The organism is Demequina silvatica (assembly GCF_000971215.1).
In the GTDB taxonomy this organism is placed as follows: Bacteria; Actinomycetota; Actinomycetes; order Actinomycetales; family Demequinaceae; genus Demequina; species Demequina silvatica.
In genome coordinates this window covers 1-12,781 of record NZ_BBMA01000010.1, presented here as the reverse complement: position 1 = coordinate 12,781, position 12,781 = coordinate 1, and the positions used below count along the sequence as shown (strand labels likewise).

General features: G+C 71.8%; 12 protein-coding genes. 5 read left to right on the top strand and 7 right to left on the bottom strand.

Annotated features, from left to right (window positions below):
* Positions 1-27 precede the first annotated feature (27 nt).
* Positions 28-720: a PadR family transcriptional regulator gene (locus AOM05_RS12355; protein ID WP_156165177.1), complete on the top strand. Its 693-nt coding sequence runs from the start codon at positions 28-30 to the stop codon at positions 718-720.
* 22 nt (positions 721-742) lie between these two features.
* Here the strand turns inward: AOM05_RS12355 and AOM05_RS12350 are convergent, their stop codons facing one another.
* From AOM05_RS12350 to map, 3 genes are read right to left on the bottom strand one after another with little or no spacing between them, the layout of a single operon-like run.
* Positions 743-1,369 carry a GNAT family N-acetyltransferase gene (locus AOM05_RS12350; RefSeq protein ID WP_062522690.1) on the bottom strand — a complete coding sequence of 209 codons (627 nt, stop codon included), beginning with the start codon at positions 1,367-1,369 and terminating at the stop codon, positions 743-745.
* The gene (gene ppgK, locus AOM05_RS12345) at positions 1,366-2,193 is read right to left on the bottom strand and encodes a polyphosphate--glucose phosphotransferase (RefSeq protein WP_062522687.1); all 828 of its coding nucleotides are present in this window, start codon (positions 2,191-2,193) and stop codon (positions 1,366-1,368) included. Before ppgK ends, AOM05_RS12350 begins: the two co-directional genes overlap by 4 nt.
* On the bottom strand, positions 2,190-3,071 hold the full coding sequence (map, locus tag AOM05_RS12340; RefSeq protein WP_062522686.1) for a type I methionyl aminopeptidase: 882 nt from the start codon (positions 3,069-3,071) through the stop codon (positions 2,190-2,192). The genes ppgK and map overlap by 4 nt, the downstream gene beginning before the upstream one ends.
* A gap of 31 nt (positions 3,072-3,102) precedes the next feature.
* On the opposite strand from map, the gene AOM05_RS12335 reads away from it, so the two are divergent.
* The gene (locus AOM05_RS12335) at positions 3,103-3,303 is read left to right on the top strand and encodes a hypothetical protein (protein ID WP_062522684.1); all 201 of its coding nucleotides are present in this window, start codon (positions 3,103-3,105) and stop codon (positions 3,301-3,303) included.
* On the opposite strand, the gene AOM05_RS12330 is transcribed toward AOM05_RS12335, so the two are convergent.
* From AOM05_RS12330 to AOM05_RS12315, 4 genes are all read right to left on the bottom strand, one after another.
* Positions 3,300-3,761 carry a hypothetical protein gene (locus AOM05_RS12330; RefSeq protein WP_156165176.1) on the bottom strand — a complete coding sequence of 154 codons (462 nt, stop codon included), beginning with the start codon at positions 3,759-3,761 and terminating at the stop codon, positions 3,300-3,302. The two genes, AOM05_RS12335 and AOM05_RS12330, sit on opposite strands and share 4 nt — an antisense overlap.
* Positions 3,762-3,771: 10 nt before the next feature.
* Complete coding sequence (locus tag AOM05_RS12325; RefSeq protein ID WP_228373298.1) at positions 3,772-4,623, bottom strand: NAD-dependent epimerase/dehydratase family protein; 852 nt, start codon at positions 4,621-4,623, stop codon at positions 3,772-3,774.
* 2 nt (positions 4,624-4,625) lie between these two features.
* Complete coding sequence (gene panB, locus AOM05_RS12320; protein WP_062289648.1) at positions 4,626-5,432, bottom strand: 3-methyl-2-oxobutanoate hydroxymethyltransferase; 807 nt, start codon at positions 5,430-5,432, stop codon at positions 4,626-4,628.
* A 236-nt stretch (positions 5,433-5,668) separates the two neighbouring features.
* Positions 5,669-7,327, bottom strand: coding sequence for an NAD+ synthase (locus AOM05_RS12315; protein ID WP_062522680.1), 1,659 nt, complete (start codon positions 7,325-7,327; stop codon positions 5,669-5,671).
* A 74-nt stretch (positions 7,328-7,401) separates the two neighbouring features.
* Between AOM05_RS12315 and AOM05_RS12310 the strand changes: the two genes are divergently transcribed.
* From AOM05_RS12310 to AOM05_RS12300, 3 genes are read left to right on the top strand one after another with little or no spacing between them, the layout of a single operon-like run.
* The gene (locus AOM05_RS12310; RefSeq protein WP_062289943.1) at positions 7,402-8,736 is read left to right on the top strand and encodes a glutamine synthetase family protein; all 1,335 of its coding nucleotides are present in this window, start codon (positions 7,402-7,404) and stop codon (positions 8,734-8,736) included.
* A 10-nt stretch (positions 8,737-8,746) separates the two neighbouring features.
* Positions 8,747-11,752: a bifunctional [glutamine synthetase] adenylyltransferase/[glutamine synthetase]-adenylyl-L-tyrosine phosphorylase gene (locus tag AOM05_RS12305; RefSeq protein ID WP_082097514.1), complete on the top strand. Its 3,006-nt coding sequence runs from the start codon at positions 8,747-8,749 to the stop codon at positions 11,750-11,752.
* A complete protein-coding gene (locus AOM05_RS12300; RefSeq protein WP_062522678.1) occupies positions 11,749-12,627 on the top strand; it encodes a hypothetical protein in 879 nt (292 codons plus the stop codon). The genes AOM05_RS12305 and AOM05_RS12300 overlap by 4 nt, the downstream gene beginning before the upstream one ends.
* Positions 12,628-12,781 lie beyond the last annotated feature (154 nt).

Below are 12,781 nucleotides of genomic sequence, written 5' to 3'. Positions count from 1 at the left end.
CGATAAGACTGAAGAGAGGAGCGAGTCATGAAGCACTCGCATCACCACCCCGGGCCGCGCGGATTCCGCGGCATGAACCCCGGCCTCGACCAGGCCGGCCCCGAACTCGGCGAGGGCGGCGGGCGTCGACGCCGCGGCGGCTTCGGTGATCACGAGGGTCCCGACGGCTTCGACGGCCCGCGCGGTCGCGGACGCGGCGGGCGCCACGGCGGTCCCGGCCACGGCCCCGACGGGCGCGGCGGACCCGACGGCCGCGGACGCGGGCGTCGAGGCGGCCGCCCCCGCGGCGACGTGCGCATCGCGATCCTGCTGCTCCTCGCGGACCAGCCGCGTCACGGCTACGACCTCATCAAGGAGATCGAGGAGCGCAGCGGGGGAGCGTGGGTCCCGAGCCCCGGCTCGATCTACCCGACCCTGCAGGTCCTCGAGGACGAGGGGCTCGTCACCGTCGAGATGGTCGACGGGCGCAAGACCGCGTCCCTCACCGACTCGGGCGAGGCGTGGGCCGCGGAGCACGCGGGCGAGCTCGACGCGCTGTTCCAGGTGGACGACCGCAAGGAGCAGGCGATCGCGCTGCGTCGCGAGCTGCATGAGCTCCACGAGGCGGTCTCGCACATCGTGCGCCGTTACGACCGGCCCGACGTGGCGGCGAAGGCGACCGAGGTGGTCGCGACCGCCCGCCGCGACCTGTACCGCCTGCTCGCGGAGGACGGGGACTGACCCGGCCGCCGCATCGTCCCTCCTAGACGAGGGTTCCGGCCTCGAGTCGCGGAGCGATCCGCGCCTCGAGGCCGTTGCGCGCCGCGGGCCATTCGCGGTCAAGGAGCGAGAACACGACCGTGTCGCGCAGCGTGCCGTCGTGCCAGCGCTGATGCTGACGCAGCACGCCGTCCTGGTGCGCGCCCAGGCGCGCGATCGCGGCGCGGGACTGGTGGTTGTGCCAGTGGGTGCGGAACTCGACGGCGACGCAGCCGAGGTCCTCGAACGCGCGCCGCAGGAGCAGCAGCTTCGCGGCGGGATTGACGCCGGTGCCGTGGGCGGTGCGGCTCAGCCACGTGCTGCCGATCTCGACGCGCCCGTTCTGCGGATCGAGGTTGAGGTAGGTGGTCATGCCCACGGCGCGGCCCGTCGCGGCGGACACGATCGCCCACGGCGCCAGCCGGCCCTCGCGCTGCGCCGCGAGCCGGGACTCGATCTCCGCGCCCATGCCCTCGGGCGTGGGTATACGGGTGTACCAGAGGGTATGCAGGTCGCCCACGGCGTCCTCGAGGTCGGGACGATGCGCGGGAGACAGCGCCTCCAGCCGCACCAGGGCATGGGTCAGGGTGGGGGTCGCGTGGAGCTCCGACGCGGCGGCGTCAGCGCTCACGCGTCGGAGTGCTCCTTCGCCGCCTTCTTCTTGGCGGACCTCTCCGCGGCCTTGGCCTCGTCGCGCTCGTACTTCATCTCGACCGCGGCCGCGGCGGCCGCACCCACGATGCCCGCGCCGTTGAGCAGCTCCGCGGGGATGATGGGCGCGCGCAGGCGCAGCTTGGGCAGGAACATGTGATGCGACTTGGAGACGCCGCCGCCCACGATGATGAGGTCGGGCCACAGCAGCCGCTCCATCTCGGAGTAGTACTTCTGCAGCTGCTCGATCCACTGCTCCCAGTCGTAGCCGTAGCGGTCGCGCGCGGACTCGGCGGCACGGTCCTCGGCGTCGTGGCCGTCGATCAGGATGTGACCGAGCTCGAGGTTGGGCACCAGCGTGCCGTCCACGATCATCGCGGTGCCGATCCCGGTGCCGAGCGTGGTCATGAGGATCGAGCCGCGGCGGCCGTGCGCGGCGCCGAACCGGTACTCGCCGAACCCGGCCGCGTCCGCGTCGTTGAGCACGTGGACGTCGTGGCCCGCGTAGTCGCGGATGATGGCGCGCAGGTCCGTGCCGATCCACGAATCGTCGACGTTCGCGGCGGTCTTGACGATGCCGTGCTGGACCACGCCGGGGAACGCGACCCCGATGGGCACCTTCTTGGACGGGTTGAACTTCGCGATCACCTTCGCGACGGTGCGCGCGATGGCGTCCGGCGTCGAGGGCTGCGGCGTGGGGATCCGGTACCGGTCCTCGGTGAACTGGCCGGTCTTGAGGTTGACGGGCGCGGCCTTGATGCCGGTGCCGCCGATATCGACTCCGATGGCGATGTTCTTGCTCATGGCAGCGTGAGGACCTCCGGTCCGGTCTCCGTGATGACGATGGTGTGCTCGAACTGCGCGACCCACGAGCGGTCGTCGGTGACCACGGTCCAGCCGTCGTCCCACTCGTGGTTCTCCTCCGAGCCCATGCACAGCATGGGCTCGACGGTGAAGACCATGCCCACCTCGATGACGTCGCTGTGGTGCGGCGCCGCGTCGTAGTGGGGGATGACCAGGCCGGTGTGGAACGCGGGTCCCACGCCGTGGCCGGTGTAGCTGCGCACGGACTCGAAGCCGTGGCGCGCGGCGTACTTCTCGATGACCCGGCCGATCACGTTGACCTCGCGGCCCGGCTGCGCCGCCTTGATGCCGCGCATCATCGCCTCGTGGGTGGTGGCGACCAGCTTCTGCGCCTGGTCGGAGCCCTCGCCGGCGATGAAGGATCCGCAGTTGTCGCCGTGGACGCCGTCCTTGAAGGCCGTGATGTCGACCTTGACGATGTCGCCCTCCTCGATCACGGTCGAGTCGGGGATGCCGTGGCAGATGACCTCGTTGACGGAGGTGCACAGCGCCTTGGGGAACGCGGGGCGGCCGGCGGCACCGGGGTAGCCCAGGGTCGACGGGTAGGCGGCGTGGTCGAGCACGAACTCGTGCCCGATCCTGTCGAGCTCGTCGGTGGTGACGCCCGGCGCCACGTGCCGGCCGACCTCCGCGAGCGCCTGCGCGGCGATGCGCGCGCTGATCCGGATCCTCTCGATGGTCTCGGCGCTGTGGACGTCGCCGCCGCTCCACAGCGACGCGCGCTTCTTGCCCACGTACTCGGGCCGCGCGATCGAGGCGGGGACCTGACGGACGGGGGACACGACGCCCTTGGTGATGCTCTCGCGTACGGGGCTCATGCCTGGCAGTCTATTCACGGAGGCGATGCCGATGTCACCCGAGAGCGACCACCCGGTCGAGTACTTCTACAACACCAAGACCAAGATGGTGGAGAAGGGGCGCCAGAGCTCCTGGGAGCACCTCATGGGGCCGTACGCCACGCGCGAGGAGGCGCAGGGCGCGCTCGAGATCGCGAAGCATCGCAACGAGGCGTGGGAGGACGACGACCGCTGGGGGGACGACCGCGGCTAGTCCTGCCCCGCGTCGATGATGACGGGACGATGCGCGTCCCAGGCGAGCAGAAAGCCCCCCAGCGACGCGCCTGCGTGGACGAGCACCAGGACCAGGGCGAGCACGTAGCCCAGGTGGGCGAGCCCAGCCTCGGGGAAGTCCCACGCGAGCGCGACGATCGCGGTGACGAGCTCGACCAGCGAGGCCGCAAACCCGGCTCTCGCGCTGCGCACGGTCGCGCGGCGGCCGGCCGTCACCGCGGTGAGGACCACCGCCGTCCCGAACGCGGCGAACAGCGCCACGAGCCACGGCATCGCGCCCTCGATGCCCTCCGACGTGCCGAGCCATGCCTGCCCGCTCGCCTCGGAGAACCCCCGGACTCCATCCGCCGCCAGCAGCCAGAGCGCCGCACCGGCTCCCGCCGCCGCCCACGCGAAGGCGCGCATGCCACGCCCGGTGACCGCCGCATCGTCCCCCATAGCAGGGACGTTACACGTGTTCCCGCCAGGAGTGCTGGGGCTCGTAGCCGAGGAGCCTGCGAGCCTTGTCGATGCCGAGCAGGGTCTCGTGCTCCCCGAGCTCCTTGACCACGGGCACGTCGGGGAACTCGGCGGCCGCGAGGTCGGCGGAGGACCGCGACATCACGGTGTCGGCGTTCGCAACGATGAACCGGTCGAAGCCGCGCGGCTCGTAGTCGAGCGCGCGCGCCACCGCCTGGGCGCCGTCGCGTCCGTCGATGTAGCCCCACAGGTTCCAGCGGCGCAGCGTCGGGTCGGCGTCGAAGGCGGGGAACGCGGCGTAGTCGTCGACGTCCATGACGTTGGAGAAGCGCAGCGCGATGATCTTGAGCGCGGGGTCCCAGCGGCAGAGCTGGATCGCCATCTGCTCCTCGAGGTGCTTGACCAGGGAGTAGTTGGACTCGGGGCGGGCGTCGTACTCCTCATCGACCGGGATGTACGGCGGGCGAGTCTCGAAGGGAAGGCCCAGGACCGTCTCGGATGAGGCGTAGACGACGTTCGTGATGCCGGCGCGGCGCGCGCCCTGGAAGACGTTGAACGTCGCGAGCATGTTGTTCTGGAACGTCGCGGTGTCCGTCATCTGGCCCGGAGCCGGGATCGCCGCGAGGTGGACCACGGCGTCGACGCTGCCGTAGCGGTCCTGGACGCCGAACATCGCGTCCATGGCCTGGCCCGCGTCGGCGAGGTCGATGCGCGTGTAGTCCATCGCGGGGGCGATGGGCTTGGCGTCCAGGCGATGGACCTGGTGGCCGTCCCCGAGCAGGCGCGCGACCACGTGGCGGCCGAGCTTGCCCTCGGATCCGGTGACGATGATGGAGGCCACGGTCAGCTCTCGAACGTGTGCTCGGCGGCCGGGAAGGTGACCGCCTTGACCTCGTCGACGTAGGCGGCGGAGGCGTCGATCATCGCCTGGCCCACGGCGCCGAACTGCTTGGAGAACCGCGGGTGCCACTCGCCGACGCCGGCCATGTCGAGCCAGACGAGCACCTGGCCGTCCGTATCGGGGCCGGCGCCGATTCCGATGGTGGGGATGTCGAGCGCCTCCGTCACCGCCTTCGCGGCGGGCGCGATGACCATCTCGAGCACCACCGCGAACGCGCCGGCCTCCTGGAGGGCGAGCGCGTCCGCGACCAGCTCCTCGATGCCGTGCTCGCCGCGGCCCTGGATGCGGCGGCCGCCGAGCGCGTTCTCGCTCTGAGGGGTGAAGCCCAGGTGGCCGCAGAACGGGATGCCCGCGTCCGTGACCGCCTTGACCTGGCGGGCGATGCGGCGGCCGCCCTCGAACTTGATGGCCTGCGCGCCGGAGAGCTTCATCATGCGGATCGAGGACTCGACGGCCTGCTCGGGGGAGACCTCGTAGGACCCGAACGGGAGGTCCGCGACCACGAAGGCGTGCTCGGCGCCGCGCGCGACGGCGCGGGCGAACGGGATCATCTCGTCCAGCGTGAGCGGGACGGTGGACTCCATGCCGAGCATGTTGTCGCCCAGGGAGTCGCCGACCAGCAGCATGTCCGCGCCGCCGGCGTCGAACGCGCGCGCGGTGGGGAAGTCGTAGGCGGTGAGCATGGCGATCTTCTCGCCGCGCTGCTTCATCTCCTTGAAGTGGTGGATCCGGACCTTCTTGCGAGTCATGGCTTCACCTTCTCACGATGCGGGACCCGCGGCGTGCCTGGCCGCTCACCGTTCGCGGGGGTCGGGTCCGGGCCGCGGTGCGGGGGCTTTGCTGGTGGGTGGTGGCGGCGCGCTCTCGCCTTTTATGCAGGAAGCCGCACGCCCGCTGGACGGTCGCCGACCCCTGCTGCTTCGTGCATAAAAAGCGGGAGCGTCCGCACCAGGACCGCACCACGGTGCGCGCGGTGGGGTCCTGCCTACACCTCGCGCCACCGTGACGTGATGGGGAGGCGGCGGTCGCGGCCGAATGCGAGGGCGGTCACCTTGGGGCCCGGCGGGTACTGGCGGCGCTTCCATTCGGCGCGATCCACCAGGGAGAGCACCTTGTCGACCACGGCGGGGTCGAAGCCGCGCGCGAGCAGCTCCTCGCGGCCCTCGGCGTGCTCGACGTAGGCGTCGAGGACCTCGTCGAGCAGCTCGTAGGGCGGCAGCGAGTCCTGGTCCATCTGGCCGGGGCGCAGCTCTGCCGACGGCGGCTTGGTGATCGAGCTCTCGGGGATGGGAGCGACCTCGCCGCGCGACTCGGCGTACGCGTTGCGCCAGCGAGCGAGCTCCCACACGCGGGTCTTGTCGAGGTCCTTGAGCGGCGCGAACCCGCCGATCGACCCCGCGTCGTAGATGGTCGCGTACCCCGTCGCGAGCTCGGACTTGTTGCCCGGCGCGATCACCAGGTGGCCCTCGCGGTTGGACAGGCCCATGAGGATGACGCCGCGCAGGCGCGCCTGCAGGTTCTCCTCCGCGACGCCGGTGAGCGCGAGCTGGTCCTGGAAGGCCCCGACCAGGCGTGCGATGGGCTCCACCCGGTAGTCGGCGCCGATCCGCTTGGCCAGGTCCGCAGCGTCGTCCTTCGAGTGGTCGGAGGAGAACTCCGAGGGCATGGCCACCCCCACCACGTTCTCCCCGCCGATCGCGTCCGCGGCGATCGCGGCGGTCAGCGCGGAGTCGATGCCGCCGGACATGCCGAGGATCACCGAGCGGAAGCCGTTCTTGAGCACGTAGTCGCGCAGGCCCGTGACGCAGGCCCAGTAGGCCTGCTCGTCGTCGCTCTCGTGCGGCGCGATCGCGGTGACGGCCGCACCCCCGGCGCCCCGCGCATCGTCCCCTGCGGGCGGCACGTCCCACACCACGAGCGCGTCGGCGAAGCCCGGCGCCGCCGCGACCACCTCGCCCGTCGCGGACACGATGAACGAGTGGCCGTCGAAGACCAGGTCGTCCTGACCGCCCCACAGGTTGACGTAGGCCACGGGCGCGCCCACCTCGGCGGCGCGCCGCGCCGCGAGCTCGACGCGCGTGTGGCCCTTGCCCTCCTCGAAGGGCGAGCCGTTGAGGACCACCAGCAGGCGCAGGTCGCGGCCCGTGAGCTGCGCGACGGTGCCGCCGTCCTGCCAGATGTCCTCGCAGATCGCGACACCCACGCGGGACGATGCGACGGTCACCACGCACGGGTCCTCGCCTGCCGCGAAGATCCGGCGCTCGTCGAAGACGCCGTAGTTGGGCAGGTGGTGCTTGTTGTAGCGGGCCTGGACGGCGCCGCCCGTGAGCACGACGGCCTGGTTGAAGGGCCGGCCGCCCTTGGAGACGCCGAGGGTGCCGAGGATGACGGTGAGGTCGCCCAGGCCCTCCGCGGCGAGCGTCGCCGCGATCTCCTCCACCGAGCGGGCCGCGGCCCGCTGGAAGCTCTCCCGCAGCGCGAGGTCCTCGATCGGATAGCCCGTGGTGGTCATCTCGGGGAACACGACCACGTGGGCGCGCAGCGCGTGCGCGGCGCGGCAGCGGTCCAGGATCACGGAGGCGTTACCAGCGATGTCGCCCACGCAGGTGTTGATCTGGGCGAGCGCGATGCGGAGGTCGGACATGGGTCAAGGGTAGGGCGCGCGGCGCGCGTGGACGGGACACACGTTCGTCACACGGATGGGGCAAGATGGGCGCCATGGACAAGCAGCAGGAATTCGTGCTCCGCACCGTCGAGGAGCGTGACATCCGCTTCATCAGGCTCTGGTTCACCGACGTGCTGGGGATCCTCAAGTCGGTCGCGATCGCGCCGGCGGAGCTCGAGAACGCGTTCGCGGAGGGCATCGGCTTCGACGGGTCCGCCGTCGAGGGCCTCACGCGCGTGTACGAGGCGGACATGGTCGCGAAGCCGGACCCGGCGACGTTCCAGATCCTGCCGTGGCGCGGCGAGCGCCAGGGTGCCGCGCGCATGTTCTGCGACATCTTCACGCCCGACGGCGAGCCCGCGCTGTCGGACCCGCGTCAGGTGCTCAAGCGCACGCTCGACAAGGCCTCCGCGCAGGGGTTCAGCTTCTACACGCACCCCGAGATCGAGTTCTACCTGTTCAAGCAGTTCGAGCGCGGCCAGCAGCCGGTTCCCGTGGACCGTGCGGGCTACTTCGACAACGTGCCGCGCGGCACCGCCCACAACTTCCGCCGCGAGGCGATCACCATGCTCGAGAACATGGGCATCTCGGTGGAGTTCAGCCACCATGAGGCGGGCCCGGGCCAGAACGAGATCGACCTGCGCTACGCGGATGCGCTCACCACCGCGGACAACGTCATGACGTTCCGCACGGTCATCAAGGAGGTGGCGCTCGAGCAGGGCGTGTTCGCCTCCTTCATGCCCAAGCCCCTGTTCGAGTCGCCGGGCTCCGGCATGCACACCCACCTCAGCCTGTTCGAGGGCGACCGCAACGCGTTCTTCGAGGCGGGCGCGGACCACGGGCTGTCACTGGTCGCGCGCCAGTTCATGGCGGGCCTGCTGCGTCACGCGCCGGAGATCACCGCGATCACCAACCAGTACGTCAACTCCTACAAGCGCCTGTGGGGCGGCGCGGAGGCGCCCTCGTACGTGTGCTGGGGCTCCAACAACCGCTCCGCGCTGGTGCGTGTGCCGCTGCACAAGCCGGGCAAGGGCCAGTCGACGCGCGTCGAGTACCGCGCGATGGACTCCGCCGCGAACCCGTACCTCGCGTTCGCGGTGCTGCTCGCCGCGGGCATGAAGGGCATCGAGGAGGGTCTCGAGCTGCCCGAGGGTGCGGAGGACGACGTCTGGGAGCTCTCCAACGCGGAGCGCCGCGCCATGGGCTTCGAGCCGCTGCCCACGTCGCTCGCGGAGGCGATCGCGGAGATGGAGCGCTCGGAGCTGGTCGCCGAGACGCTGGGCGAGCGCGTGTTCGACTTCGTGCTGCGCAACAAGCGTGCCGAGTGGGAGGCGTACCGCGCCCAGGTCACCCCGTACGAGCTCGACACCTACCTCTCCGTCCTCTAGGGGAGGCGCGTTGAGCGCTCGCGAGGTCTCCTTCACCACGCTGCTGCGGCGTGCGGGCGCATCCGAGCCCGCACGCGCGGCGGGGCTGGTGGAGGAGATCCAGGCCGCGGCCGGGATCACCCTCGAGGATCCGGCGACGCTGGTCTCGTACCTGCCGGACCCCGACGCGGGCCTGCTGCAGCTGCTGCGGCTGGTGGAGTCGGCGCGCGATGCGGGTCACCTCGACACGCTGCGCCGCCTCGCGACCATGCGCGCGGGTGCCAAGCTGGGCGTGCTGCTGGGCGGCTCGCTCGCGCTGGGCGACTTCCTCATCCGCCACCCCGAGTTCATCGCGGACTTCGCGGAATGGCCGGAGGACGAGCCGTTCTCCGTGGTGGACGTCCGCGCCGTCCTGCTCATGGCGGTAGGGGCCGACCCGACGCACGATGCGCCGGTCGCCTCCATCGGCGGCGCCGAGGGCATCGCGGCGATGCGGGTGGCCTACCGGCGTGCCCTGCTGCGGGTGGCGGCGGAGGACCTGTTCACGGACGCGCCGCCCACGCTCATGCCGGCGGTGGGCGCCGCGCTCGCGGACCTCGCCGGGGCGGCGCTGGAGGCGGGCCTTGCGATCGCTCGCCATGACCAGCCCGACCATGCCGCGACCCGGCTCGCGATCATCGCGATGGGCAAGTGCGGCGCGCGGGAGCTCAACTACGTGTCCGACGTCGACGTCATCTACGTCGCCGAGCCCGCGGAGGGTGTCGAGGACGCGCGCTCGCTCCAGGTGGCGACGCGGCTCGCCGTCGCCGCCGCGAAGGCGTGCGGCGGCATGGGGGTCGAGCCGGCGCTGTGGGAGGTGGACCCGAACCTACGTCCGGAAGGGCGTGACGGGCCGCTCGTACGCAACCTGGCCTCGCATCGTGCCTACTACGACCGCTGGGCCGAGACGTGGGAGTTCCAGGCGCTGCTCAAGGCGCGGCCGGTCGCCGGCGATCCCGCGGTGGGCGCGGCGTACGTGGACGCGCTGTGGCCGCTGGTGTGGAGCGCGGTGGAGCGGCCGGGGTTCGTGGAGTCGGCGCAGGCGATGCGCCGCCGCGTCGAGCAGCACGTGCCTGCGGCGGAGGCGGGCCGGCAGATCAAGCTGGGGCCCGGCGGTCTGCGAGACGTCGAGTTCACCATCCAGCTGCTGCAGCTGGTGCACGGCCGCTCGGACGAGTCGCTCAGGGTGCGCGGCACGCTCGAGGCGCTCGCGCGGCTGCGCGCCGCGGGATACGTGGGGCGCCCGCAGGCCGCGGCGATGGACCGTTCGTACCGCCAGCTGCGCGTGTGGGAGCACCGCCTGCAGCTGCGCAAGCTCACGCGCACCCACCTCATGCCCGAGGACGACCAGGCGCGGCGTGTGCTCGCACGCGCCTCGGGGTTCGCGACGGTCGGGTACATGGACGAGGTGTGGACGGACATCAGGCGCGACGTGCGCGCGATGCACCTCGAGATGTTCTACCGGCCCATCCTGCCGGTGGTCGCACGGCTGAGCGCGGACGAGGCGAGCCTCGACGACGCGGCGGCCAAGGCGCGCCTCGCGGCCGTGGGCTACGTGGATCCCGCCGGCGCGTACCGGCACATCCAGGCGCTCACGGAGGGGGTGTCGCGGTCCGCCGCGATCCAGCGGCAGCTCATGCCCGCGATGATCGGCTGGTTCGCGCAGGGCGCGGACCCGGACGCGGGGCTGCTCGCGTTCCGCCAGCTGTCGGAGCAGCTGTCGCGCACGCAGTGGTACCTCAAGCTGCTGCGCGACTCCGGCACGGCGGCGGAGCGGCTCGCGCGGCTGTTGTCGACTTCTGCGTACGTGTCGAAGGCGCTGCTCGCCTCCGGTGAGGCCGTGACGTGGCTCGACCGCGACGAGGACCTGGTGCCACGCGACTACGCCCGCCTGTGGGGCGAGGCGGACGCGGTGCTGCGCCGCTCCAACGACCCGCCGCAGGCGATCACGGCGCTGCGGGGCCTGCGCCGTCGCGAGCTGTCGCGCGTGGCCGCCGCGGACGTGCTGGGCATGATCAACGCGTCGCGCGCGGCGCTGGCCGTGTCGCACAGCGCGGACATGCTGATCGAGGGGGCGTTGCGCATCGCGCGTCACACGGTGTGCGAGGCGCGGGGGCTGTCCGAGCTGCCCATCAGGTTCGCGGTCATCGCGATGGGCCGCTACGGCGGGCTCGAGATGGGGTACCAGTCGGACGCTGACGTGCAGTTCGTGTGGGATGCGGACGGTGACGCACCCGACGGCCAGGCGATCGCTGTCGCGCTCGCGCAGGAGCTGCGGTCGCTACTGCAGAAGGTGGGGCCGCAGCCGCCGCTCGCGATCGACGCGGACCTCCGCCCGGAGGGCCGCAACGGGCCGCTCGCGCGCTCGCTCGCCTCGTGCCGCGAGTACTACGGGCGCTGGTCCGACCCGTGGGAGGCGCAGGCGCTGCTGCGCGCGCGCCCGTGCGCGGGGGACCTGGACCTGCGGGCGGCGTTCGTCGAGATGATCGACGGGGTGCGGTATCCCGAGGCGCTGCCGGCGGGTGCGCTCAAGCAGATGCGCCTGCTCAAGGCGCGCATGGAGGCCGAGCGGCTGCCGCGTGGGATCGATCCAAGGCGTCACCTCAAGCTCGGGCCGGGCGGGCTGTCCGACGTCGAGTGGGTGGTGCAGCTGACCCAGCTGCGGCACGGCCGGCGGTACCCGGAGCTGCGCACCACCGTGACGCTCGACGCGCTGGCCGCGGCGGCGGACCTTGACCTCATCGCCCGGCCCGACGCGACCATGCTGCGTTCCGCGTGGGTGCTCGCGACGGACCTGCGCGGGGCGCTGGCGCTGCGCGGCAATGCGAAGGACACGGACGTGCTGCCCGCGGACCTCCGCGAGCTCGGGGTGCTGGCCGAGATCCTGGGCACGTCGCTGACGGGCTCGCAGCTCGACGAGAAGTACTCGCGCAACTCGCGCCGCGCCCGTGGCGTCACGGAGCGGCTGTTCTTCGGGTGGGAGGAGGACTCGCGATGAGGGCCCTGCGGACCGTGGTCTCTGCGCTGCTCATCCTCGCGGGCGCCTCGCTGATCGCCGCTTGGGCGGTGAGCGGCGTGGTGGTGCGCGCGGTCGAGGACGGCACCGCTGTCCATGCGATCGCCGAGCGCGCGTTGGAGGACCAGGCGATCGTGGACGCCATCGGCACGGCGATCGCGGACGGCGCGCTGGACGGGCTTGCGGAGGCCGGCTACGACCTCGACTTCCTGGGTCTCGACGACGTGGTGCGCGAGGCCATCGAGAACGCCGCCCGTTCGGACGACTTCCGCACCGCCTTGCTCGCCCAGGTGGACGATGCGCGGGCACAGTTCTCCGCCCAGGTCACCGCGGAGGTGCGCGCTCCCGCGCCGCTCGTGATCGAGATCGATCCGTCCCAGTACGTCAACGCCCGCATCGACGATATCCCGGTGGTGGGGGAGCGCGCGCCCGAGGTCGCGCTCGACCCCGTGCCGATCGAGGTGATGAGCGCCGCCGACTTCGAGGACGTGCGCACCGGGTATCGCGCGCTGGAGCTCGCCGCGCAGTGGGGGCTGTGGGCCGGCCTCGCGGCGATCGTGCTCGGGCTCGTGATCACGCACCGGACCCGCTGGTTCATGGTGAAGGCCGGCGCCGCCGTCGCGGTGGTCGCGGGCGGGCTGTGGCTGGTGCTGCAGTGGTGGGGCGTCGACGGGATCGTCGCGACGCTCCCCGGTGGTGCGGAGGGCAGCGCGGGGACCGCGTTGCTGCGGATCGTGACCGAGGGCACGGTCGCGGCGCTCTCGGAGAGGCTCGGCGTGATCGCGCTGGTCGGGGCCGCGGTCGCGGCGGTGTTCCTGGTGGTCGCGTGGGTCACGCGGCCGCGCGTGGGTCGCTGATCTACCAGCCCGTTTGAGGTTCTCCCCATCCCTTATGTCCTGAATGTCAGACCCCGGTGGTGTGATGGTCACATGGATGCGGCACACCTGTTCGATGACTCGCCCGGCGGCTCTGAAGCCGGGTTCGCGTCGGCGTGTGTGGATGCTCGGGTAG